We start from the raw sequence: 25,108 nt of genomic DNA on the forward strand, positions 1-25,108 counted from the left end.
AACGAAGCAATCTTCTGTTGATATGAAACGAAGGCAAGTTGTGTACTCTGTTCCTTTTTATGTAAGTGAAGCAAGATGTAAAAGTACTGCTGCCAAACCAACGTTGAATAGAAATATTCAATTTCAAAAAGCGTAATAAATGAAGGGAGTATCACATACATGCTAATGAATTCTTTTTTTAGTATATACAAAAAAGTATATACCTAGTATAATGAAGAAAAAAGTTAGGAAAGGAGATTCTTACCATCAAAAATTTGGTAGCGTATAAATTATTGATAGCGCTAGCATATGCCTTTTTGTCTTCACTGGCTTTAAATATTTTTTGGCTGCCGGGAAATATTTATGCTAACGGCATCACAGGGTTGTCTCAATTGATTTCGACTGTTTTAAAAACGACACAAGGTGTGTCAGTGTCGATACCATTGTTGGTTTTGTTCTTCAATATACCATTACTTGTCCTCTCTTGGTTTAAAATCGATCGTGAATTTACTGTTTATACAATTTTTGCTGTTTTTATGACCTCATTATTTATGCGTTTGATCCCAGTTGTTCCGCTAACGACCGATCCTGTAATTTGTGCAGTGTTCGGTGGTGTATTGCACGGGATATCTGTTGGCATTACATTGAAAAGTGATTTCTCAACAGGCGGACTAGATATCATCGGGATCGTTGTTAGAAAATTGACAGGAAAAAGTATCGGAACTGTTTTTATTGTTTTTAATTTATGTGTACAATTTGCCGCAGGTTTTCTTTATGGTTGGCAATTTGCATTTTATAGCGCATTATCTGTATTTATTAGTGGTCGTATGGTTGATTATGTCAATACAAAACAGCAGAAAGTTCAGGTCATGATTGTGACGGATCAAGCTGAATATGTTATTGACGAATTGCATCATATCTTAAAAAGAGGCATCACCGTCATCAATGACGTAGAAGGAGCTTTTGATCACCAGCAAAAGAAATTATTAGTGGTTGTTGTAGCTAAAAAAGAGTTGAAACAATTGAACGCAGCCATTAGTGAAGCTGACGCGTGTGCCTTTGTTAGCGTCTCTCCAGGTGTATCCACAAATACTGCTTTTTATGAATGGTAAATCAATGCGAAGATAGTTCTTGAAACGACTTTCGATTATAATGAAGTTAAGGATATATGATTAGACAGGAGAATGAATATGGCAAAAAAACAAAGTGTCTTTCAAGAAGTTGCGAAGCAAATTCAAGGGAAAATCGATAAAGGACTTTATATTAGTTCACAGCGTTTACCTTCTGAATATGATTTAGCGAAAGAATTTGGCGTCAGTCGTTTAACGGTCAGAAAAGCAATCGATGAGCTGATATCTAGAAACATTTTAGTGAAACAAAAAGGAAAAGGAACCTATGTGATGACCCAGCAAAAAGTTCAAAGTGGACGTGCTGGACTACAAGGGTTTACAGAGGCAGCTAAATCTTATGGAAAAACATCAAAGACAGAAGTGATCAGCTTTGAACCTCTGGCAGATGTACCAGATGAAGTGACAAGGGCTTTACAATTGAATGGTCAAGAAGAAGTGTACCATTTAGTTCGTTTACGTTCATTTGATAACGAACCAATGACAGTAGAGGATCTTTATATTCGATCGATTTATTTACCGGAAGTGACAGAAAAACAATTAGAAGGTTCACTTTTTACCTTGATTGAAAAACAAATCGAAATCGCCTATTCACATCAAGAAGTCGAAGCGATTTTAGTAACAGAAGAGTTAAGTCCTCTGCTTAAAGTTAATATAGGAGAACCACTTTTAATGGTTCATTCCATTACGTATTCTGTCACAGCTACACCTATTTTATATGATACATCATATTATCGTGCGGATCGTTACACCTTTAAAAATACGCTGCACCGCACGATCAATTAGCATGCCAATAAAAAAAGTCAGGTGAATCAAATGGATATGATCAGAGCGCGCATTCAAGACGCAATCAAAAAAAATCAACAACATTTTTTACAAGAGTTAAACCAAATCATGGAAATCCCCAGTGTCAAAGGTAAGGCAAAAGTGAACGCTCCTTTTGGGATAGAACCAAAAAAAGCCTTAGAAAAAACGTTAGCTTTAGCTGAAAGTTATGGTTTTCAAACAACAATGGTTAAAGATGCAGTTGGCTTTGCACAATATGGAAATGAACAAGAATACATTGGGGTTGTCGGACATTTAGATGTAGTTCCTGCTGGTAATGGCTGGGATTTTCCGCCGTTTCATTTAAGCGAAAAAGACGGTCGGTTATTTGGCAGAGGGATTTTGGATAATAAAGGCCCAGCGTTTGCATGTTTATATGGATTGAAATTACTAAAAGAATTAGATATTCCTTTAGACAAAACAATTCGTATTATTTTTGGAACCGACGAAGAAAGTGGTTCAGCTGATTTGCCATTATACTTAGCAAAAGAGTGTCCACCGACTTTTGGATTTACGCCAGACTGCAAATATCCAGTGGTATATGGTGAGCGTGGGATCGTCAATATTGAACTAACAACACCATTTTCAGAAATAGATTTGTCCGTTCTTGGTTCAATCAAAGGCGATCAAGCTAAAGACCATGTACCCGACGAATTATCAATAGAATTAAAAAATGGTCATCAAGTTGAAGTAACTGGCAAACGAGCACCCACGAATGCACCAGAATTAGGTGAAAATGCAATTACGTTGTTAGCAAAAAATCTGATGAGTGAAGCAAATTTAAGTGAATCACTCAAAGCGTATTTTAAATGGATAGTTGATTGTTTACATGAGAAACATTTTGGGGAAGGATTGAATCTAGCTTTAGCTGATGATGATTCAGGTAAACTCATCCTTACACCTTATGAATTGCATAAAAAAGCAGATGGAATGTCATTATCCATTGCAATTCGCTATCCGGTGACATTTCAAGAGGAAGAAATCCTTACACGAGTTAAAGATGTTTTACTAGAGGATACACAATTAGCTGTTATAAGAAGTATGAAAGGGACTAATTTTCCAAAAGATGATCCGAACGTTCTTGCTTTAGCAGATGTTTATGAAGAGGTTACCGGTTTAGATGGTACACCTGTTACGACAACTGGTGCAACTTATGCTCGAGCAATGCCGAATATCGTCGCCTTTGGCCCGTCATTTCCAGGGCAAAAAGGGATCGCTCACAATAAAAATGAATATATGGATTTAAAAGATTTACTGTTAAACCTAGAAATTTATACCTTAGCACTTTATAAACTAGCCATAGAAAAATAAAGATGAAACTAAAAATAGCCAGTCTCTTATTTGCTTCAATGAGATTGGCTATTTTTAGTTATACATGCTGATTACATTGCTATCGATAAAGCAATCAAATCAATAAGTAAATGAGCAAGCCATGATCCCCAAATACTCCTGCCAGTTTTCAAGTAGACGCTATTTAAAATCAAACGGGCCACGCCTTGTAGAAGTAAAACGTGGGTCATCGTAGAAAACCAAGAGCCATCCCAGTATGATGGAATGTGTATTAGACCAAAAATTAGAGCACTTACTAAACTACTAACTGTTAGTGAAAGCCCCTTGCTTTGAGCAGCCTCAAGTACACCAATGCCTAATAATTCTTCTCCCATCAACATAAAGGGGATCATAAAAATAATAGTACCTAAGTGGCCAGATGCAGGATTTGCAACCCAATTAAATCCTAATTTCTTCGATAATAGACCAATCAATATACTTACAATAAAATAACTTATAACGGCGACAGGAATCACCCATAATTTACGTGGCGCGTGAAATGCTACTTTGCTATTTTTTCCAAAAGCTAACATCCAAGCAAGGGCACTCCCAAGAAAAAGTCCCCACCAGGCCCAAGAAAAAGTCACTAATCCCCAAAAGCCAACAAGCATCAATACGGCACCGCCAAAAAGTTTCGTATTTGAACTGTGTAACGTTTCGTTTGTGTTCATATAAAATTCCTCCTTCTGAACTATCATGAATGACATATATATTTTAATTAAGTATACTTTTCAAAAAAAAAATAAGAAAAAGATACGCTTATCAACTCAGATATATCGTTTCAATAATTGTAGTTTACAACAGGTGTTTAGAAAGCAATAAAAAAGGCCCTTATTTGCTACCAAGCGAAGCGTTTTAGTAGTTGTAAAGCGATATTCTTGATACTATAAAATAAATATGAAAAGTAGAGATAACGAATGAGAGCTGACGGAAAATTCGTTCGTTAACTGCGAAAAAAGGGATTTTGCAAAGCTAAATGTATGAAATAAAATGAATGGAGGAATAATAATGTTAATTACAACAACAGAAAAAATCCCGGGAAAAGAGTACGAGATATTAGGAGAGGTTTTTGGGTTGACGACTCATTCTAAAAATATTTTTAAAAATATTGGGGCGAATTTAAAAAATATCGTAGGCGGCGAAATTCAAGCGTATACTGAAATGCTAGAAGAATCCAGAGAGACTGCCATTGAAAGGTTAAAAAGCAATGCTGAAAAATTAGGTGCAGATGCAGTCGTGATGATGCGTTTTGATTCTGGATCGATTGGGACCGATATGCAATCTGTAGCCGCTTATGGTACAGCAGTAAAATTTAAAACAACTGACAATTAAATGAAAGATTGACTGATAAAAAGTAGAATAAGATAGAATCGTTTCGTACGTTCATCTCATCCTACTTTTTTACTAGTAAATTTTATTTTAGTATATACTAAAATGTATATATCGTGTATAATGCAATTATAAAAGTTTGAAAACGCTATTTTAAAGGATGTGGATGTAGATGTCATGGGGAATAATCGCTACTTGGCGTATGGCACATGATGGTGTGGTAAAAGCGAGTGAGTTACTGACAAACAATGGGCAAGCAGGAGATGCAATTGAAACGACCATTCAGACTGTGGAAGATTATCCATATTATAAATCAGTTGGTTTTGGTGGTTTACCTAATGCTGAGGGGATTTTAGAACTGGATGCAGCTTATATGGATGGCGATACATTCAAAATTGGCGCAGTTGCCGGGATCACAGATACCAAAAATCCGATCTCAGTTGCCCGAAAATTAAGTGATGAAAAGTTTAATAGTTTTAGAGTAGGAAATGGTGCAACAAAATATGCGATGTTAAATGGTTTTGAGCGAAAAAATATGCTGACTGAACGAGCGCATCGCATTTGGGAAAAAAGAGTGGAAGAAATCGCTAAAAATAATTTAAGTCCTTACGATGGCCACGATACGATCGGTGCGATTTCGCTGGATACAAAAGGTAGTATGGCTGCTGGAACATCAAGTTCTGGTTTATTTATGAAAAAACCAGGTCGTGTAGGAGACTCACCGCTATCTGGTTCAGGTTTTTATGTAGACAGTGAGATCGGTGGCGCAACAGCTACGGGATTAGGTGAAGATTTGATGAAAGGCTGTTTAGCTTATGAAATTGTTCGTTTGATGGGAGAAGGTAAAACCCCACAAGAAGCTTGTGATCAAGCTGTCTATACATTTCATGATAAATTAGCAAAACGCTACGGCAAAGCTGGCGCATTCTCATTGGTTGCCATGAATAATAGTGGACAATGGGGGGTTGCGACCAATGTTGAATTTACATTCAGTGTAGTCAATGACCGAGAAAAACCAGCAATCTATCTAGCAAACATGGGTGAAAATCATCAAACGATTATTGAACCAATCACGCAAGAATGGTTGGATGCATACGAAAAAAGAATCAAAGCACCTATTGATTAATAAAAAATGAAGGAGAGAAGAATATGAGTAAAAAGAAAATTTATCTATTTTGTGATGCAGGGATGTCCACAAGTATTATGGTCAATAAAATGATGGAAGTAGTGGAAAAGCATCAAATGCCTTTAGAGATCACAGCATTTCCAGTTGCAAGAGCACAAGAAGTAGTGGATCAGGAAAAACCAGTCGCAATTTTATTAGGTCCTCAAGTTCGCTTTTTACTAGAAAAAACAAAAGAGCAATTTACACCACAAGGAATTCCGGTGGCCGCGATCACACCAGAAATCTATGGCATGATGGATGGTGAAAAAGCATTAAAAGAAGCGTTGAAATTAATTAAATCAAACAAAAAATAACGAAGACTGGAGCGCACTTATATGAAAAAGTTTTTGGACTGGTTAGAACGTATCTTGACGCCGATGGCCAAGGTTATCGGAGAAAACAAATATCTTGTTGCGATTCGTGATGGCTTTTTATTATCTACGCCATTATTGATCGTAGGATCGCTTTTTCTTTTGATTGCAAACTTTCCACTACCTCAATGGGATCAGTGGATGTCAGCAATTTTAGGAGCTGACTGGGCGCAGCATATGGCTGTTCCAGCCAATGCAAGTTTTGATGTGATGACAATTTTAGCGGTGGTCGGTATTTCCTATAGTTTAGGACGACAATTTAAAGTAGATGCGATGCAAGCGGGGATTATTGCATTGGTGTCATTTTTCATTGTAACGCCTTATTACACTGAGTACACGCCAGAAGGCACAGAACAACTAATTGAAGTTGCCAGTCTTCCACTAAAATGGATGGGTTCTAACGGATTATTTTTGGGAATGATCGTAGCATTGATTTCCACAAGGATCTTTGTTTGGGTTTTAAGTAAAGGCTGGACGATAAAAATGCCAGAAGGTGTGCCGCCAACTGTGGTGAAATCTTTTGAAGCCTTGATTCCAAGTTTTATTGTAGTCATGATTTTTTTCGTGGCAGATTGGTTCGTTAGTTTAACCTCATATGGAAGCTTACAAGCAATTATTTTTGATTTTTTACAAACGCCTTTATTAGCTTTAGGAAATACACTCGGAGCGATGATCATTGCTTATGTATTCTTGCATTTTTTCTGGTTCTTTGGAATCAACGGAAGCAGTGTCGTTGGTGCAGTCTTTAATCCAGTTTTGAGAGCATTATCAGTTGAAAATTTGGATGCGTACAAACATGGACAAGAAATTCCAAACATCATCACAGGACAATTTCAAGACATGTTCGCCACATTTGGCGGTGCTGGTTCTACACTATCATTGATCGTAGTAATGGTCATATTTTGTAAGAGTCAACGGATCAAAAAACTATCACAATTGTCTTTAGTACCTGGGATTTTTGGAATCAATGAACCGATTATTTTTGGATTACCGATCGTTTTGAATCCATTGATATTAATTCCCTTTGTTTTAGTGCCGACAATCAATATTATTATTGCCTATTTTGCTATGAACTGGGGATTAGTTCCATTGACAAACGGGATCCAATTGCCATGGACGACACCGATCATATTCTCTGGATTTTTGGTAAGTGGCTGGCAAGGTGCTGCTTTACAAGCGATACTATTTGTTTTAGGAATGTTCATTTATTATCCCTTTATCAAAGTGATGGATGATCAATATTTACGCGAAGAAGCGCAAGCAGTTGAGATTAAAGAAGAAGAAGATATTGACTTCGACGATTTTGACTTTGATGATATTTAGAAAGAAGGTTCTTTGATGAAAAGAATTATACTGGTATTAAACCATGTGCAAGCCGGAATGGGTAGTGATGAAAACGCGCATCTTGCTCCTGGAGGAAAGAAAACAACTATGGGGCCAGGACAAACCTTAAGCCCCTATTTTGAAGAAAATGATGCTCAAATCGTAGCGACGCTTTATTGCGGAGATCAGTACTATTTAGACAATCAAGAAGAAGTGACGAAAAAATTTGTTGGTTTTGCTAAAAAATTTGAAGCAGATGCTGTTCTTTGTGGTCCGGCCATGCAGTATCCGAACTTTGGTGAAATGGCAGCTAAATTAGCAATCTCCTTTAATCAATATGGCATTCCAGCAGTTGCAGCAATGTCTGTTGAAAATCCAGCAACAGCTAGCTATAAAAATCAAGTAGCCATTGTAAAAATGCCGAAAAAAGGTGGGATCGGTTTAAATGATTCTTTTAAAAATATGGCGTTATTAACAGCAAAAAAAGCACATGGAGAAAAGACAGAAACCGAAGAAGAAACGATTTGTTTTTAATGCATACAAGATATCAAACCATTTCAAAATAGATCGATCTCGATATGAAATAACCCTGATAAGTGAATAAAAAGAGAATGAGGCTAGGGTATAACTCCCTAGCCTTAAGGAACCCGAATATACGTTGGGAGCACAAGCAGCTCCGTCTGATTTCTCGGAGTTAAATACTTCTGTCCCAACCTTATTCATCGATAAGCTTAGTTTCTAATTTTCGTCTATTCTTCATTATAAATAGGAAAGTAAGTGGAAATAATGATCAGTCACATAACCTTTATCGTTCAAAATTTAGATAAAGCTACTTTATTTTTTGAAGAAATATTTACTGCAAAAGAAGTCTATTCAAGTGGTGTAAATACGTTTTCGTTAGCGCAAGAAAAATTTTTCTTGATTGACGATCTTTGGATAGCCATTATGCAAGGAGATTCATTGCCAATAAAGACATACAACCACGTTGCCTTTAAAATTGAAGAAAGTGAGTATGACAATTATTTAGAAAAAATCAATGCTTTGGGATTGGAAATAAAAGAAGGACGCCAGCGAGTAGCAGGGGAAGCAAATTCTATTTACTTCTACGATTTCGATCATCATCTATTTGAACTTCATACTGGCAGTTTAGAAGAACGATTAAAACGCTATCAATAAAGGAACCACTAAAGTCCATTTGAATTTTGCACAATTCAAAGGAACATGCTACAATAAAACCAAGAAATGATGAAGGTGGTGAATAAGTACAATGGTCAACATGTCAAAAATAACAGCAAGCTTTTCTTATATAATAGCGTACCTAGCTTTTTGTCATGTTATTATTTCCAATTTTTTATCTCAAGGGACAAGTGTATCCAAAAATAGATAAAAAATTAAATAAAACAGACCATTCAGACTTATTTACTTAAACGAAATCAATCATAAAATAACGAACATAGTGATTTTTACGCACAGAAGTCAGTGGAAATCTCTAGCTAATAGTAAATGATGAAGGTTGAACGGAGAAGATGGTTCAGCTTTTTTGTGTATCCAAAAAATCAGCTAAAACTAATTTTAAAACAAAATGATATTTACAAGGTGATCTGTCTGAATGGCAGAAAGAGGAAAGTATGGTAGTACAATTACAAAGAATAACTAAAAATTATGGAACAGACCCACTTTTTGAAGAAGTAAATTTACAAATAAACAAAGGGGAAAAAATAGGGCTGATTGGTACGAACGGTTCGGGAAAATCGACCATTTTAAAAATCATTACAGGAATCGAAACCGTTGATTCAGGAACGGTCAGCAGCAAAAAAATAGCCGTATTGGATACTTAGCTCAGATACCAGAATTGGGCGAGCAGATGGTCAAGGACTATTTGCTCGAAACATTCACAGTACTGAATTCGATTCAAAGTCAATTAACGCGGTTGGAGGAACAGATGATGATGCCAGAATGTGACTTAGAAAAAATAATGAGTCGTTATGGTCAAAAACAAGAAGAATTTCAACAAGCTGGCGGTTATAAAATGGACAATCGGCTAGAAATGATTGCTAATGGTTTGATGATTAATGAATTGTTACCTAAAAAGCTTTCAGAATTAAGCGGCGGTGAACAGACGATCGTTTGTTTAGCGAGGATTTTACTACAGGAAAATGATCTTGTATTGCTAGATGAGCCAACCAATCATCTTGATGCTAAAAGAATAGCTTGGCTGGAAGGCTACTTGACTCACGAGAAAACAGCGTATCTGATTGTTTCACATGATCGGTTATTTTTAGACCATACAGTGGAAAAAATTGTAGAATTAGAGGATGGTCGTATACAAGAATACAAAGGGAATTACTCTGCATATAAACACCAAAAAGAAGAACAACTTGAAAAGCTTAGAAAAGATTTTGCGGAGCAACAAAAAGAAGTTCAAAAATTGAAACTAGCAATTCGTCGTTTTCGACAATGGGGAAACGAAGGGGATAATGAAAAATTCTTCAAAAAGGCCAAGCAACTCGAGAGACGTTTAGAAAAAATTCAAAAAATTCCAAAACCTAAAAATGAAACAGCCAAATTAGGTAAAAAATTTAAAGAAACGAACCGCTCGGGTAAAGAAGTTCTTCAGTTTAAGGAAGTCAGTAAAAGCTACGCAAATCAACTGTTATTTGATCAGGCAGAAGTTTCATTATTTTGGAAAGAACACGCAGCGATCATAGGAGAAAATGGTGTAGGAAAGAGTACTTTTCTGAAACTTGCGCTAGCATTAGAAACGGTTGATAGCGGTGAAATCAAAAGAGGAACGAACCTCCAAGTAGGCTATTTACCACAAGTCATTACTTATGATGATCCTAAACAAACTATAGTACAAACGTTCAGTGAAGCCTGTTCTCTAAGTGAACAAGAAAGCCGTCGTGCGTTAGCTAAGTACTCTTTTTATAGTGAAGATGTCATGAAACAAGTTCGTTTTTTAAGTGGTGGTGAAAAAATTCGTTTGGAATTAGCCAAACTGATGCACAATGAGGTGAATTTTTTAGTGTTAGATGAACCGACTAATCATTTAGACATCGAAACAAGAGAAGAGATAGAAGAAATACTAGAATCATTTGAAGGGACAATGCTAATTGTTTCGCATGATCGTTTCTTGCTACAAAAAATGTTTACCACATTTTTAATTGTGAACCAACAAAAAATCAGAAAAAAAACAGGAACTTATTTAGAAATACATACTTCTAAATAAGTAAAAAGAATCAAAATAAGAAAAACGAGATTGGGACAAAGGCGTTTAGCTTCGAGAAATTTCAGCTTTTCGGAACCTTCAAATTTTAGTGTCTAGTACTTAGAATTCGATGTGCTTGAAGCGGAGCATAATAGCTGCTTTTACATCACCGTTTATTCGTGTTTAGGGTGTGAAACAAAAGTGAATTTTACTTTTGTGGCACACCTGTTTTTTGATTTGGAGCTGCTTTGTATAAATAAACAGAGGTGAATTCATAAAAATATCAAAAAATAAAGAAAAAAATTTGTTTCTTAAAGGAAAATTAACAATTGTAGAATGATAAACAAATCAGCTTAAACAGTGCTGTGAATATATTTATACGAAAAATATATATTTTACATTAAACAAAAATGATATATTTCTGAAAAACATACGTTATTAAATTGATATTCAGTATAAATTGCAATACAATGATAAAGGCACAAGAGATATCATTATGATAATTTATATAAAAAAGTAGAGGAGGACAGTCATGAAAAGAAATATTCATTTACTATTTATTAGCCTTATCATTTTAATGATTTTTCCGATTGATTGGTCCTACGCTATAGAAATAGAGCAATCTGCTAATGAACCTGTATTAACTACTGAATCAGGGGAAGAAAGCCCAATGCCAGATTCGTCTGCGATGTCTATCGACGATTCTTCATCTAGCCAGGAATCAACGGGGGAAGAGAAATCAATAGAGAATGAAAATACAACAGAAAGCGACAGTATAACTAATTCAACAGATGAAAATAAGTCTGAAATAGTTAGTAAAAGTGCTTTAAAAGCTGCGTTTGAGCAAGATGCGGATGGTTTTTGGCTAGTCGATTCAGCTGCTACTTTAACAGAATATTTAAAAGACAGCCAAAAATTGAAATTTCGTTTAACCAATGATATCGACTTGGGATCAGCAGGATACCAACTCACAGATGGCATGATTATCGATGGCGCAAATCATGTTATTACATACAATAAAGGAGGTTCTGCCTCCAGAGGTTTTTATGCAAATCAAGCAAACGCGGTGATCGAGATTCGCAATACACAATTTGGTAATACTGATGGCTCGGGAGCTGTTGGCTACTATGGTTTTTTATCTGGAGGATCTGCTGCAAATATGACCTTTATCTTTGATAGTGTGGATTACTACTCTACAAATGGGCAAATGATTTATAACACAAACGGATCGGTGCTCATGCGGGGGCAAAATACGATCGATCAAAGAGGAACGAGTGCATATTCTCAGGAATGGGCAGAAATCAACTATGTAGAAATCCAAAGTGGTCATACTTCAATCAAACATTCGTCCAATCAAACGAGTGCATTTATTTGGTCAACGAGTACTTCTTCAGCAAACCCTCATGCAGGAACCTCCCAAATTGTAGTCAAAGAAGATGCCCAACTTGATATTCAAACAAATAGTAATATGACATATGGTACATTAGCGCCAAGTTATATTGTTGAAAAAAATGCTGTTTTCAATTTGGATAAGGTGACCCTTGCTACTGGAGGCACAAGAAATCAATTTTTTGCTTCTTCACAAACGCAGCCAGTTGTATTTGATTTTCAAGAGAATGCGCAAGCAACGCTTAAATTACCGTTACCAATCAATCTTAACAGGTCAGGAGGCGGACTGACGGTCGATGAAAACGCCGATGTTTCAATCGATGTCGAAAGTGGTTCCATTTTTACAACAGCATCTTCCAGTTCATTTTCAATCAATATGAACAAACCAAAGCAAGTTGCTTTTTCTAGTACTAGCCCTGGGACAATTGGATTAAGTGGTGGAAACGGTGTGAATAACTTGTCTTTTACAAGTAACTATTTACAAAAAATACAGACTTTTTCAACTAAAACAGATAGCACGCCAACACAAGAAATGTTTAAAAAAGCATCTGATCTAAATGTTCAAGGTAACAATTTTACAAATATTCCAGGCTCTCCAGATCCTTTTTCGACGCAAGAAATGTTAGATTTAAAAAATTCACAGAAAATTGTTTTTAGTGAGTTTATGGAAGTTCCAGATCAATTAGGATTACTTGCTGCTAATCAAACAGATACGTCTGTTTCCTTACATGGTTCATCGGTCAATAATGGAAGTCCAGCATCACAAGTCAAATTTTTCTTGTTTACTAAAGAAGCGGACACCAATGATTTAACGAAAGCCAAACATATTGTGACGCTAAACAATTTTGACGATCAACAAAACACAGCACTGGATTCAATGTATAACGTAACGATAAAGGATTTGAATCCAAATACAAATTATTGGGCACAAATGGTTGTCATCAATCAAGCAGGAGAAAGTGATTTTTCCACTGCAGCTAAGTTTGCTACAAATCCTCAGCTAAAAAAAATCACAGCAGATGTCACAACAACATCTGCAATCATCAATGGTGAATTAGCGAGTGATACAGGTACGTGGACAGACTTTACCAACGGAGAAGCAGCTGCAGTCCCAAATCAAACTGCTAATTATGGTGGTCAGTATCAACAAGTTAAAGTGGAATATAGCAAAAACAAAGATTTTCCAGCAAATGAAACAATGGCACAAATTGCAACTCTTTCAGGTGATAAGAATCAAAATTTTACAACGAAATTAAAAGGACTTGATGGAGATGTTACGTATTATGTTCGCGTGAGCGTTACTGGGGTTTCAGGAGAAGCAGTCATTTTAGCGATGACTCCTCTAACTGAATTTCAAACTGTAACGGAAATCATTAAAGTAGAAGTTCCTATCGAAATGGCTTTTCAGACCCAAAATAAAAATCTGGGAACTGTAAAAGAAGGCCAAATTTATTCAGATAACTACCAAGTTATAAACAAAGGAAATACGCCGACAAAGCTCTCCATCACAAATCTAACGAAGGATAACGCAGTAGCTGATCAATTGTTATTGTTAAATAGCCTGTCTGGAAATCAAGGACAAGATGAGTTAGCTTTGCAACTGCTTGTAGATAACAACCAATCAGATCCGCTTTTTTTAACAAGTGATGTATCAAATAATCCTTTATCGATCGGTGATTTAAAGGTAAATGAACAAAAACATTTGAGTCTCACGGGAAAGTACTTTAATCCAAGGAAACAAGCAGTATTTCCATCATATAAAATGACATTAAAAGTTGAAAAAAATGAAGAATAAGAGGGATTTTATGGATAAAACAACCCAAACTAACGAAGAAAAAAAGAAAAAGAAACGACTGCTGATTTTACTACTATTGTTCTTGATCGCTGCATCGGCAGGGGGGTTGTATTATTATTTTTCGACTAAAACAGAACCTGTTCAAGTGATTTCCGGAGACTACTTACCAGAAGCAAAAGGTGCTAAAAAAATGAGTGATAAAGAAGTTAAAGAAGCTGAACAAAAAGCTGTTGACGAGAGTAAATTTAATATGGTCATCAAGTCAGAGGCTGTATTTGAAAACGGCGACAGTGAAGGCAACTTATACATTCAAAATCCAATAGAGAATGGTTATCCTATCAATGTGATAATTCGTTTGGATAGTGATAATGAACAAGTTTATTCCTCCGGAGCAATTCAACCGGGTTATGAAATAAATGGCGCAAAATTAGATAAGAAATTGACTCAAGGAGAGTACCCAGCAACGGCTACGTTTGATATCTATGATTCAAAAACAAACCAAAAACGTGGTCAAGTTCAAGCTGGAATAACCATTCGCGTCAACAACTAATATCGTTATTAACAGAATTTCTGTTAAAAATAAATCATTTTACACATAGAAGGAGAAACAACATGAAAAAAACAAATTTTTTACTTACTGCAATGATGCTAGGTATAAGTCTATCTGGTTTAACACAATTCGCTTCTGCTGAAACAATCGACGGGGAAAACTCGGCAGATGTTATTATCAACGGAACGATCGGTAAATTAGATAATACAGATCCTGATACAAATATTCCAGAAGGTTCGGATGAATGGATCAATGTAACTGTTGATACAGCAACAGCATTCCATACAACCACAGCAAGTGCACACAAAAACATTGCGTCTGCTGACTATAGCATTGTGAATAATTCAGGTCGTGGTGTCGCTGTAACATTAAACAAAATGAATGGAACGCCTAAGTATGTTGATACTTTAACAATCAATGCAAAAGGAAACAATTTAGTTGCAACACCTGCTGCGACCAATTTAGTTGAAAGCAATGCACTAGTTGATTTAACAAATGCGCCAGTTTGGATGCGTTTAGCCAATAAAGATGGACGTTTGAACATTGATACTGATGCTGCTTCAGCATATGCTAATTCTGCAAAATTCAATTATACTGGTACAACAGTCGCTTCTTTACCAGCAGATGTTGCTCAAAATACGACTGCTGAAAACTATACATTGACATTGAAATTCACATCGATCCAAAAAGATGGTACAACAATTGGCGTAACACCATAATTTAATAAAAGGCTGTGATAAACAATGAAGCAATTAAGTTGTCACATCATCACATTGATTTTTTTGGTGAGTGCTATCGGTTTTTACCAAGATCATGCTTATGCAGCCACTAATGTAGAAATTCATGGGCAAATTGGCGGAAATGAGACCGATACACAACCATCAAAAGAACAAGAATTAAAACCAGATACAAAATTGGCACAACCAAAACAAAATCACATAGAACTAAAAAAGTTTCCGAATAATGGTAGTGAGATCGATAGGCTAGCGCCAATCGGAGGAATCATTCTACTGATTTATCTATTGCTTAATAGATGGAAAGCACATCATAACAAAAATTTAGGCTAGAATAGTTATTCCCTAAAACATTCACTTAATAATAGGAGGTCGAGACAAAAGCATTTATTTTCGAAAAATATGCTTTTGTCTCGCCGTTTATTGGAGCACTTTTAAATAGATTTTTTATTCTCAGAAATATTGACAGCGTTTTCTTGTATGCTATAATTATAGATAACGGAATGTAACTGATTTTCAGGCATAACCATAATAGAGTAAAGATGACGATTCATTTGTCGTATTTGCTTTATTATGGTTTTAATCGTTTCAGGAAAAAATGAAGAGATCAAGTGCCAAGGACCTTTTCATTCATAGGGCTAAACAACAGTAAAAAATAGTGAGGAGAAATGACCAATGAGCAAATCTGTATTTCCAGAAAATTTTTTATGGGGTGGCGCGACTGCTGCAAATCAATATGAAGGCGGCTATCTTTCTGGTGGCAAAGAACTAAGTACTCTTGATGCAATTACAGGGGGCAGTCATACAACGCCAAGAATGATTACTTACAAAACCAAAGAAGGTAAGATTGAAACCTCTTCTAGAGGAGAGGCTTTACCAGAAGGGGCAAAAGGATATGTCGATCCTAACCGATATTACCCAAGTCATGTAGCAACCGATTTTTACCATCACTATAAAGAAGATATTGCTTTATTTGCAGAAATGGGTTTTAAATGTTTTAGACTTTCAATTGCTTGGTCTAGAATTTGTCCAAAAGGAACAATGGAAATCAATGAAGAAGGCTTGGCTTTTTATGATAAAGTTTTTGATGAATTATTAAGTTACGGAATTGAACCGATCGTGACTATCAATCACTTTGACATTCCAATGTATTTAGCGGATGAATTAGATGGTTGGTCAAATCGAAAAGTAATTGATTATTTCTTGTTTTTCTGTGAAACATTATTTAAGCGTTACAAAGATAAAGTCAAATACTGGATGACGTTTAACGAAATCAATTTTTTACGTAGTTGGACACAAATCGGTATTCATCAAAATGATAAACAAGCGAAATATCAAGCAGCGCATCATTTATTTGTTGCAAGTGCTAAGGCTGTAAAATTAGGACATGAGATCGATCCTGATTTTAAAATAGGAATGATGGTCGCATATATTCCAAGTTATCCAATGAGTTGTAATCCAGATGATGTGATGGAAGCGATTAAATTTAATCGGGAGCAAGAATTTTACATCGATGTACAAGTTAAAGGGTATTATCCAGCACACAAATTAAAAGAATTTGAACGAGAAAATATTAAGATCAAAAAAGAAGCAGGAGACGATGAAATCATCAAAGAAGGGACGGTTGACTATATTGGTTTTAGTTACTATATGTCGACTGTTTCAGCTTCGAATCCCGATGAAGTGAAATTTGTAGGCGGAAATCAAATGCCAGCAGTCAAAAATCCCTATTTAAAAGAATCAGATTGGGGCTGGGCTGTAGATCCTTTAGGTTTACGAATTTCTTTATGTAAATTGTATGACCGTTACAATATTCCATTATTCGTTGTAGAAAATGGATTTGGTGCAGTAGACAAAATTGAAGCGGATGGTACGATCCAGGATGATTATCGCATTGATTATTTTAGTAAGCATATCTCTGCCATGCAAGATGCGATTGAATTAGATGGTGTTGACTTAATTGGCTATACACCATGGGGCTGTATTGATTTAGTAAGTGCTGGAACAGGTGAAATGAAAAAACGCTATGGTTTTATTTATGTTGATATGGATGATGAGGGGAATGGAACATTGGACCGTTCTAGAAAACAATCATTTTATTGGTATAAACAAATAATTGCTGCAAATGGGATGCAAAAAGAATAAAAATAGGCGGTTGAGGCAAATGTGAAAAACACTCTTGTCTCACCCTTTTTTTATAAATTTTCAAAAAAAGAGTGTAAAATGTTGTAGTAAAAAGGAACAGTGTTATACTGCTAGTGAGACGAATTTTCTGATTTCAAAATGAGTCAGATGTTTGAAAAAGCTGCAGGAGGAATAGTAATAAGATGGAAAGAGTGTCGATAAAAGAATTAAAAAAATTAATAGAATTAACAGTCAATGAACCCGTTTCAATTATTGATGTTCGAGAAGTAGAGGAATTTGCAGCAGGTCATATCGCCAATGCAAAGAACTATCCATTATCCACATTACCAGAGGCTATGACAGAGATCGATCGTGATCAGCCGCATTATGTGATCTGTCAACATGGTGTACGCTCAGAGCATGCATGCTCTTTTCTTGAGAATTATGGATACAATGTAGTTTCAGTTTCACAAGGTATGTCTGTTTGGGACGGAAAAGAAAATAGTTATCAATAAAAATAGAGTAGGAATAGCGGTTAGTGATAGAAAGATAGAGAAAATTTTCCCTTTGACAAATGTAAAAAAAGGAGTTATTATTAGTATAAATAACGACTACGAATGTAGTTCTTACGGAAGTTATGATGAACGCATTAAAAAGGAGACTTTTTATGTCTGAAAAGAAAAAAATACTAACTATTACTGACGCAGAATGGGAAGTTATGCGTGTTGCCTGGGCAACTAAAGAAACAACAAGTAAAGAAGTGACAGATATTCTTAATGAGAAGACTGAGTGGAAAAGCACCACCGTCAAAACGTTACTCAGCCGCTTAGTCGATAAAGGCATGCTAGGAACAACACGAAAAGGCAACAAATTTATCTATTTTCCACTAGTCGAAGAACGCAAAAGTATTGAGGTACTTTCAAAAGAGATCTTGACCAAAGTTTGCAGTAAAAAAGTGGGGAATGTTCTTGAATCGATAATCAATGAGAGTCAACTGAGCTTTGAGGACATTGATGCATTAGAGTCACTATTAAAAGAAAAACGAAAATCAGCTGTAGAGAGTGTTCCCTGTAATTGTATCAAAGGACAATGTCAGTGTCACATCGCGCGTTAAACTAATAAAACTAAATCAACTAAGGAAGTGTTTACGTATGGAAAAAACAGTAACGATCATCGGTATGAAATGCGATGGTTGCGTAAATATCGTCAAGGAAAGTGTTGGAAAAATTGCAGGCGTTCAAACGGTTAGTGTAGACTTAGAGAACAAATCTGCTTTGATAAGAAGTAATAGAGAAATCTCAAATGATGAGCTGCAACATTCATTATCAGAGACAAAATTTACTGTTGCGTAAAAAAGAGCTGAAGAAGCGTTAAGTTCCTGGAAACAAGGAACTTAACGCTTCTTTTATTTTTTGTATACTGAATAATTAGCTACTTGATTTATCTGTAAAAAATGTTTACGCTTACATCTTTGCAGATAAATGTTGCAATAATCTCCACTAATCAAGGAATCATTTCAACGATATAATGAAATCAGACAAGGAGAGAAGCGAATGAAAGACCGAACAATGCAAATTTTGAAACGACTTATTTGGTCAGATTATCCTGTGACACTTGGAGAATTAAGCGAAGATTTTCAAATCAGTGATCGAACAATCAGATATGAAATGAAAGAGATCAATGAATTTTTGGTCAGTCGAAAATTACCAAAAATAAAAACAATCAGAAATAAAGGCATGCTTTTAACACTTGATCAAAATGAAAAAAAGAAAGTAGAGCTCTCTATTGATGAGAAAGATGAATTCGATTACTTAAATCGAGAAGAACGGATTTTTGACTTGATTTTAGCTTTTTCTTTGTCTGAGCAGCCAGTGTTTTTGTATCAAAAAGAGACAGAGTATCAAATTTCAAAAAGTACGATGGACGAAGATATGCGCAGGGTTAGAACTATTCTTCTAAAGTACGGCATTGAAGTGTTGAGTATACCAAAACAAGGGATCATTTTAAAAGGATCCGAGCGGACAATTCGAACCATGATTTATGATGTAATCAACCAATCAATTGATAGCTTACGGTTTCTTGATGGAAATGAAGCAGGTCTGATTGTTTCAAAAAGACATTTCTTTCGTTACATTCCTAAGAAGATACTGAAAGAGATTGATTATGTGTACCGCCAAACGATCTCCTCACGAGAAGACATTTATCGAAATCAATTGGTCATGTTTACCGCTGTTTGGCTAAGTCGTTATCTAAAACAAGAATTGATTGCTAATTCTTCATGGGAAATTTCTGATACGGCTCAAAATAAATTGCGTTCTTTCGTCGTGCAACTTTGTCGAACTCTTGCGGTCAGACCACCAGCATTTGAACTAAATTATATCACCTTTATGCTGGAAACATTTAATACAGGGAGTGTAAGTAACTCGGTCGAATGGGTGCAGGCACAATTGTTATCGATTCAATTAATTCAATTTGTGGAACAAACAACAAAAATCCCTTTTTCAAAAAAAGAAGAGTCGTTACACGAAGGGTTATATCGACATATGGCAGGTCTTATCAGTCGAGTAAAGAGTGAAATTCAAATTTTGAACCCATTAAAAGAAAATGTAAAACGTTATTATGGAATGATCTATTATGCGATCGAAACATTTGCACCGATCATTGAGGCAGTCACTAAAAATAAACTCACAGAGGATGAAATAGCCTTTTTGACCATTCACTTTTCGACTTCTGTAAGTGCAATTAATCAAGAACTGAAATATACGTATAAGGCAGTTGTTGTTTGTAATCATGGAACAGCTACCGGTCGGTTATTGGCAGAACATTTAAAAGAGTTATTCAATATTGATGTGGTTGCTGTTTTAAGTACAGGAGAAATAGACTTAATCAAAAAATTAGATGTCGATTTGATTTTTTCTACACTTAATTTAGTCTATCTTGAAAAGCCTATCTTAGTAGTAGATCCGATCATCAAAGTTGAAAGCCGTAAAAATATTCAAGCCTTTTTAGAACAAAATAAGCAATTTAAACGCTTAGTGAATAATCAAAGCGATGCTACTGAGTTTTTTTTCACAGTTCTCGATTTGATCGAAGAAAGTGGTGGAAGCATTTCTAGAAGTGTGTATCAAAGCTTGGAAATGGCCTTTGGTAAGAATCATTTAAAGATAAATAAAAGGGAGTTGCAGCCGATGCTAAAGGATGTCTTAAAGAAGAGCGATATCTTGTTATTAGAAAAATGTCCAAATTGGGAGAGTGCGATTCAACGAGTCGCCTGTCCATTATTAAAAGAAAACTGTATCGAAGAATCCTATGTAAATGCGATGATCGACTCTGTTAAAGAGTTTGGTCCATATATTGTGATGGGCAAGCACTTAGCGTTGGCTCATGCAAGACCTGAAGATGGGGTGAATAACTTAGGCATCAGTGTCGCAACATTAGCACAACCAGTTGTCTTTGGCAATGAAGAAAATGATCCGGTAAAAATTATTTTTTGTTTGGCAGCAGTAGATTCGTTTTCTCACTTGAATATCATGAAAAGTTTGATTGATTTGATCAATGATGAAACAAAAATAAATCGTTTAACGAACTGTACGAATGTATCTGAATTTGAAAAGATTTTATACGATGAAGAGTCAAAAGAAACAAAATAATAAAAACGACAGGAGCGAAACATTATGAACAAACTAACTATTTTATTTGTTTGTGGCGCAGGATTAGGGAGTAGTTTTGCAGCACAAATGGCGGCAGAAGATGTATTGAATCAAAAAGGGGTAGAAGCAAAATTAGAACATACAGATATCTCATCGGCTGTTTCCATGAATCCGGATATCATTATTACAGCTCAAAATTTCCAAACACAATTTGAGAAATTTAGTATAGATGAAGAAAAAACAGCAATGATCTATCTGAAAAATATTGTTTCTAAAACTGAAATAGATGAAAAAATCACACCAGTGTTACAAGCAAAAGGCATCATTTAGCAAAAAAATAGAATGGAGGAGCTTTTCATGGGGGTAATTAATTTTATCATTGAAAATATTTTGACTCAGGCATCGATCACGATCAGCTTGATTGCGATGTTAGGATTGATTCTGCAAAAAAAATCGATTGGACAGGTCTTATCTGGATCATTAAAGACGTTGTTAGGATTTCAAGTACTAAGTGCGGGTTCTAGTATTATTGTTGGAAGTTTGACTTATTTCGGAGAGATTTTTACTGAAGGTTTTCATATGCAAGGAATTATTCCTTCCATTGAGGCAATCAATGGTCAGGCAATGAATGAGCTTGGATTAGGGCGTGATATAGCTTTAACGTTTTTGGCCATCTTTATTTTTAATATTCTAATTGCTCGTTTTACAAAATGGAAATATATTTTCTTAACAGGTCAAGCTATTTTATGGATGGCGACGATGACAACCGTTTTTGGCTATTTTTCTGGACTTCGCGGAATCGTGTTGATAGTTGTTGGTGGATTTATCGGAGGGGTCTTTGCTGTAGCAATGCCGGCGATCGCACAGCCGTTTATCAGAAAAATAACGGGATCAAATGATATCGCTTTAGGTCATTTTTGTACGTTAGGGTATTTATTTGAAGCAGGTGTTGCTTGGCTTTTTGGTGAACGAGGCGAAAATAAAAAATCTGTGGAAGATCTTAAATTACCGAAATCTTTTGAATTTCTTCAAGATACCTATTTATCTGTGATGGTCGTAATGGTCCCTTTATACATTGTGACAGTATTATTTGCAGGAGAAGAATTTGGCTCAACCTTATCGGGTAATCAAAATTATGTAATGTTTGCCTTTTTACAAGCGATTCAGTTTGTTGTTGGAGTGTATGTTTTGTTAGCTGGAGTACGCTTGTTACTTGGAGAGATCGTTCCGGCCTTTAGAGGGATCGCAATGAAACTAGTACCAAATGCTATTCCAGCGTTAGATTGTCCTGTATTTTTTCCGTACAGTCCCAATGCAGTGATCTTAGGCTTTATCACAACAACGATTGGCGCTGTTTTAGCCATGTTCATTTTGCCGACATTTGGTTTAGCAATGATTTTGCCAGGGATGCTGACTAATTTCTTTGCAGGAGGGACAGCTGGTATTTTTGGAAATGCAGTCGGTGGTAGACGTGGTGCAATCATCGGTGGAGTCGCCCATGGCTTTTTCATTACATTGCTGCCAGCACTATTAGTGACGATATTTAACAGCATGGGATTTATCAATGCCACAGCAACTGATGTGGACACTGTTGCAGCAGCTTTATTATATGCTTGGATCATTAGCCCGATCATGAAAGCTTTCTAGAGAAGGAGTGAAAATATGTTTGATTTTCTAAAAAAGAAAACAAGTGTCATAAAAACAGAACTTGAAGAACAGCTGACGGAACAGCAAAAAAATGACATCCGTCAAAAAATTGATCAAATGACAGTAGCAATCAATGGATCAGAGTTACCAGAGGCATTACTAGCTGAAAAATACGAAGAAATGGGCTTATTATTAGTTCAACTAAATGAAATTGATCAAGCCATCGCTTCGTTAGAAAAAAGCCAGTCTTTTAAAAATAGTATTGGCTCAGGATATAAAAAATTAATGAGTTTGTACAATCAAAAACGGGCAGAGGCTGCAAAAAATGGGGATGATGCTGGAATTGATCAATGGATGAATAAGATGGATGATATGAGACAAATTGCTAAAAAGGTTACGATCAGCGGTCAGTAAAATTGATAGATAGGGGAGAACAAAATGTATACAACATTGAAAGAAGTCACAAAAATAGCGGAAGAACTGAATTTTACGGTGGGGGCTTTTAATGCTCACAATTTAGAAATGCTTCCAGAAATGATTCGAGCAGCTAAAGAAATGGGGGCGCCGATCATTATCCAAACCAGTGTAGATACAGCCAAATATATTGGGTATGATGTCTTGGTTTCTGTCGTCAAAACCATGGCTGAAAAAGAAATGGTGGATGCCGTACTTCATTTAGATCATGCAAGAAATTTTGACGATATTAAAGATGCGATCGACCTTGGATACACTTCGGTCATGTATGACGGTTCTCATTTGCCATTTAAAGAAAATATTTTAAAAACAAAAGCAGTCGTTGAATATGCTCATCAAAAAGGAGTTTCAGTTGAAGGTGAATTAGGAACAATTGGAGGGACTGAAGAGGGGATTCATGTAGCAGAAGATGACAAAGTCTATACAAAACCAGAAGATGCACTTGCTTTTGTAGAAGCGACAGGAATTGATGCTTTGGCTATTGCGATTGGAACGAATCACGGTCAATTTAAATCCAAAACAGAAGTCAATTTACCGTTATTAAAAGAAATCCATGCCACTGTTGATATTCCCCTTGTGATCCATGGAGGAACAGGCGTCAAAGAAGAGGACTACCCAGAACTTATCAACAATGGTATTCGTAAGTTCAACGTTGGTACAGAGCTTTTAGTTCAGTGGACTAAAACTGCCAAGGACTCATTTGAAGAGACTGCAATCAATAAATCATTACGTTACAATGTCATGCCAGCCAATGAAGTATGTCATGATATTGTCAAACATAAAATAGGCTTATTTATGAATCTAGAAAGTCCCGTCCATTTAGGGTAGTCAGATGAAGAAATTTTTGATTTTACTTGCAGGCAGCCCAGCAACAGGAAAAACGTATTTGATTCAGAAAATCCGTGAACAAATTCCGACTCTATTTCTGATCACACCAGATGAAGGCAAGGAATTATTTGCTGATTCAGTCGGTTTTGATACGCTTGTTGAAAAAGAGCAGTTAGAAAAGAAGGTTTGGCAGTTTTATTATGGCGTTTTGACATTGTATATGGATGCTGGAAAACAGGTGATCGTATCAGAGTATCCATTCAGTGATAAACAAAAAAATAAATTAGCACAGTTAGCTTATACGCATAATTATGAAATAATCACGATACGATTGGTTGCAGATTTCGAAGTGTTATGGGAAAGAAGAAAAGTGCGGGATATAGAACCAGATCGGCACCTTAGTCACATAATGACACATTATCATTTTTCTGATCGATTAGATGACCGCAGTAAAGCAGATGATCTCATTACCAAAGATAAATTCAAGAAAATAATTCAAACAAGAAAATATGATCAATTTGAATTAGGAGAAATTCATGAGTTTGATGTGACAGATTTTGAAAAAGTCGAGTATAGTGGATTGATCCAATACTTGAAAAATAAGATTGAGAATGAGCACTGAACAAAATAAAAATCAAAAACAGAGACCTCAGTGAAAAAATCAGTAGAAGTCTCTGTTTTTGATTGGTAATATAAATGATTTATTTGTTATCTTTGCGACAAACCATCAAATAATTCATCAGCATGACACCATTACGATAACGGACTTTTTGTTGTACTAACTCAAATCCAAGAGATTCAAAAAATGGTTTAGCTGTAATCGATGAATATACAGTAATTTCTTTTACACCAGCTTTAAATGCATGGTCCATTAAATCTGTGGCAATCATTTTTCCGATACCATAGCCGATCCATTTTTTATCTACATACAGGTAATCAAGCTCACCCGTATCTGTAATATTACCAAAACCAATGACTTCCATTCTATTTAAAGCAACTCTTGCGTAACTAGAAGAAAGGTTTCTATGCCATTTGACATAATCAGGTTCTGGCTGAATCCATTGTTCAATTTGTTGTTGCGTATAATCTTTTTTATTGATTGCTTGAACCGTACCATTAAATATGGTAAGTATGCTTTCTAAATCAGATTGTTGATAATCTCTCAAACTGAATACATTCATTTGTTGTTCACTCCTATTCACTATGTTTAGTTTAATCACATAATGGAAATATGTCAAAGCATAATTTGCAAGATCATGCA

27 protein-coding genes are annotated in these 25,108 nt (G+C 35.7%); 25 read left to right on the plus strand and 2 right to left on the minus strand.

Going from position 1 to position 25,108, the window contains the following annotated elements:
* The first annotated feature begins 254 nt into the window (after positions 1-254).
* From AC4BC4_RS03060 to AC4BC4_RS03070, 3 genes are all read left to right on the plus strand, one after another.
* Positions 255-1,091, plus strand: a complete 837-nt coding sequence (locus AC4BC4_RS03060) for a YitT family protein (protein ID WP_490476739.1) — start codon at positions 255-257, stop codon at positions 1,089-1,091.
* A gap of 78 nt (positions 1,092-1,169) precedes the next feature.
* A complete protein-coding gene (locus AC4BC4_RS03065) occupies positions 1,170-1,892 on the plus strand; it encodes a GntR family transcriptional regulator, LSA1692 subfamily (protein WP_438757256.1) in 723 nt (240 codons plus the stop codon).
* Positions 1,893-1,928: 36 nt separating this feature from the next.
* Entirely contained in the window at positions 1,929-3,242 is a 1,314-nt protein-coding gene (locus AC4BC4_RS03070) for a Sapep family Mn(2+)-dependent dipeptidase (protein ID WP_490477341.1), read from the plus strand.
* Between the two features lie 71 nt (positions 3,243-3,313).
* Here the strand turns inward: AC4BC4_RS03070 and AC4BC4_RS03075 are convergent, their stop codons facing one another.
* Positions 3,314-3,931, minus strand: coding sequence for a CPBP family intramembrane glutamic endopeptidase (locus AC4BC4_RS03075; protein ID WP_490476740.1), 618 nt, complete (start codon positions 3,929-3,931; stop codon positions 3,314-3,316).
* A 337-nt stretch (positions 3,932-4,268) separates the two neighbouring features.
* On the opposite strand from AC4BC4_RS03075, the gene AC4BC4_RS03080 reads away from it, so the two are divergent.
* From AC4BC4_RS03080 to AC4BC4_RS03185, 22 genes are all read left to right on the plus strand, one after another.
* Complete coding sequence (locus AC4BC4_RS03080) at positions 4,269-4,592, plus strand: heavy metal-binding domain-containing protein (protein WP_490476741.1); 324 nt, start codon at positions 4,269-4,271, stop codon at positions 4,590-4,592.
* Positions 4,593-4,761: 169 nt separating this feature from the next.
* Positions 4,762-5,715 carry a glycosylasparaginase gene (locus tag AC4BC4_RS03085; RefSeq protein WP_490476742.1) on the plus strand — a complete coding sequence of 318 codons (954 nt, stop codon included), beginning with the start codon at positions 4,762-4,764 and terminating at the stop codon, positions 5,713-5,715.
* Positions 5,716-5,738: 23 nt separating this feature from the next.
* Positions 5,739-6,068: a PTS sugar transporter subunit IIB gene (locus AC4BC4_RS03090; protein WP_438757252.1), complete on the plus strand. Its 330-nt coding sequence runs from the start codon at positions 5,739-5,741 to the stop codon at positions 6,066-6,068.
* Between the two features lie 21 nt (positions 6,069-6,089).
* Positions 6,090-7,448: a PTS cellobiose transporter subunit IIC gene (gene celB / locus AC4BC4_RS03095; RefSeq protein ID WP_490476743.1), complete on the plus strand. Its 1,359-nt coding sequence runs from the start codon at positions 6,090-6,092 to the stop codon at positions 7,446-7,448.
* A 15-nt stretch (positions 7,449-7,463) separates the two neighbouring features.
* Positions 7,464-7,982 (plus strand): GrdB-related putative oxidoreductase, encoded by a 519-nt coding sequence (locus AC4BC4_RS03100; protein WP_438757250.1) that lies wholly within the window; start codon positions 7,464-7,466, stop codon positions 7,980-7,982.
* 252 nt (positions 7,983-8,234) lie between these two features.
* The gene (gene fosX / locus AC4BC4_RS03105; protein WP_438757249.1) at positions 8,235-8,624 is read left to right on the plus strand and encodes a FosX/FosE/FosI family fosfomycin resistance hydrolase; all 390 of its coding nucleotides are present in this window, start codon (positions 8,235-8,237) and stop codon (positions 8,622-8,624) included.
* A gap of 452 nt (positions 8,625-9,076) precedes the next feature.
* Positions 9,077-9,286 (plus strand): ATP-binding cassette domain-containing protein, encoded by a 210-nt coding sequence (locus AC4BC4_RS03110; protein WP_490476744.1) that lies wholly within the window; start codon positions 9,077-9,079, stop codon positions 9,284-9,286.
* A gap of 26 nt (positions 9,287-9,312) precedes the next feature.
* Positions 9,313-10,677 carry an ABC-F family ATP-binding cassette domain-containing protein gene (locus AC4BC4_RS03115; protein WP_490476745.1) on the plus strand — a complete coding sequence of 455 codons (1,365 nt, stop codon included), beginning with the start codon at positions 9,313-9,315 and terminating at the stop codon, positions 10,675-10,677.
* 511 nt (positions 10,678-11,188) lie between these two features.
* Positions 11,189-13,840 (plus strand): fibronectin type III domain-containing protein, encoded by a 2,652-nt coding sequence (locus AC4BC4_RS03120; protein ID WP_490476746.1) that lies wholly within the window; start codon positions 11,189-11,191, stop codon positions 13,838-13,840.
* Between the two features lie 10 nt (positions 13,841-13,850).
* A complete protein-coding gene (locus tag AC4BC4_RS03125; protein WP_490476747.1) occupies positions 13,851-14,390 on the plus strand; it encodes a hypothetical protein in 540 nt (179 codons plus the stop codon).
* Between the two features lie 62 nt (positions 14,391-14,452).
* Entirely contained in the window at positions 14,453-15,109 is a 657-nt protein-coding gene (locus AC4BC4_RS03130; protein WP_438757245.1) for a hypothetical protein, read from the plus strand.
* Positions 15,110-15,133: 24 nt separating this feature from the next.
* The gene (locus tag AC4BC4_RS03135) at positions 15,134-15,457 is read left to right on the plus strand and encodes a hypothetical protein (RefSeq protein WP_438757244.1); all 324 of its coding nucleotides are present in this window, start codon (positions 15,134-15,136) and stop codon (positions 15,455-15,457) included.
* A gap of 342 nt (positions 15,458-15,799) precedes the next feature.
* Positions 15,800-17,269, plus strand: a complete 1,470-nt coding sequence (locus tag AC4BC4_RS03140; RefSeq protein WP_490476748.1) for a glycoside hydrolase family 1 protein — start codon at positions 15,800-15,802, stop codon at positions 17,267-17,269.
* 182 nt (positions 17,270-17,451) lie between these two features.
* A complete protein-coding gene (locus tag AC4BC4_RS03145) occupies positions 17,452-17,763 on the plus strand; it encodes a rhodanese-like domain-containing protein (protein WP_438757242.1) in 312 nt (103 codons plus the stop codon).
* A gap of 152 nt (positions 17,764-17,915) precedes the next feature.
* Positions 17,916-18,362, plus strand: coding sequence for a CopY/TcrY family copper transport repressor (locus AC4BC4_RS03150; RefSeq protein ID WP_438757241.1), 447 nt, complete (start codon positions 17,916-17,918; stop codon positions 18,360-18,362).
* Positions 18,363-18,399: 37 nt separating this feature from the next.
* Complete coding sequence (locus tag AC4BC4_RS03155) at positions 18,400-18,600, plus strand: heavy-metal-associated domain-containing protein (protein WP_490476749.1); 201 nt, start codon at positions 18,400-18,402, stop codon at positions 18,598-18,600.
* Between the two features lie 201 nt (positions 18,601-18,801).
* Entirely contained in the window at positions 18,802-20,898 is a 2,097-nt protein-coding gene (locus AC4BC4_RS03160; protein WP_490476750.1) for a BglG family transcription antiterminator, read from the plus strand.
* A 24-nt stretch (positions 20,899-20,922) separates the two neighbouring features.
* Positions 20,923-21,228: a PTS sugar transporter subunit IIB gene (locus AC4BC4_RS03165; RefSeq protein ID WP_438757238.1), complete on the plus strand. Its 306-nt coding sequence runs from the start codon at positions 20,923-20,925 to the stop codon at positions 21,226-21,228.
* A 27-nt stretch (positions 21,229-21,255) separates the two neighbouring features.
* Positions 21,256-22,545, plus strand: coding sequence for a PTS sugar transporter subunit IIC (locus AC4BC4_RS03170; protein ID WP_490476751.1), 1,290 nt, complete (start codon positions 21,256-21,258; stop codon positions 22,543-22,545).
* Positions 22,546-22,560: 15 nt separating this feature from the next.
* Positions 22,561-22,959, plus strand: a complete 399-nt coding sequence (locus tag AC4BC4_RS03175) for a tetratricopeptide repeat protein (protein WP_490476752.1) — start codon at positions 22,561-22,563, stop codon at positions 22,957-22,959.
* A 24-nt stretch (positions 22,960-22,983) separates the two neighbouring features.
* Positions 22,984-23,847, plus strand: coding sequence for a class II fructose-bisphosphate aldolase (locus tag AC4BC4_RS03180; RefSeq protein WP_490476753.1), 864 nt, complete (start codon positions 22,984-22,986; stop codon positions 23,845-23,847).
* Positions 23,848-23,851: 4 nt separating this feature from the next.
* Positions 23,852-24,469, plus strand: a complete 618-nt coding sequence (locus AC4BC4_RS03185; protein WP_490476754.1) for a P-loop nucleotide/nucleoside kinase family protein — start codon at positions 23,852-23,854, stop codon at positions 24,467-24,469.
* A 79-nt stretch (positions 24,470-24,548) separates the two neighbouring features.
* Here the strand turns inward: AC4BC4_RS03185 and AC4BC4_RS03190 are convergent, their stop codons facing one another.
* On the minus strand, positions 24,549-25,028 hold the full coding sequence (locus AC4BC4_RS03190) for a GNAT family N-acetyltransferase (protein ID WP_490476755.1): 480 nt from the start codon (positions 25,026-25,028) through the stop codon (positions 24,549-24,551).
* Between the last annotated feature and the right edge of the window lie 80 nt (positions 25,029-25,108).

This window comes from Enterococcus sp. AMC1086, assembly GCF_058216575.1.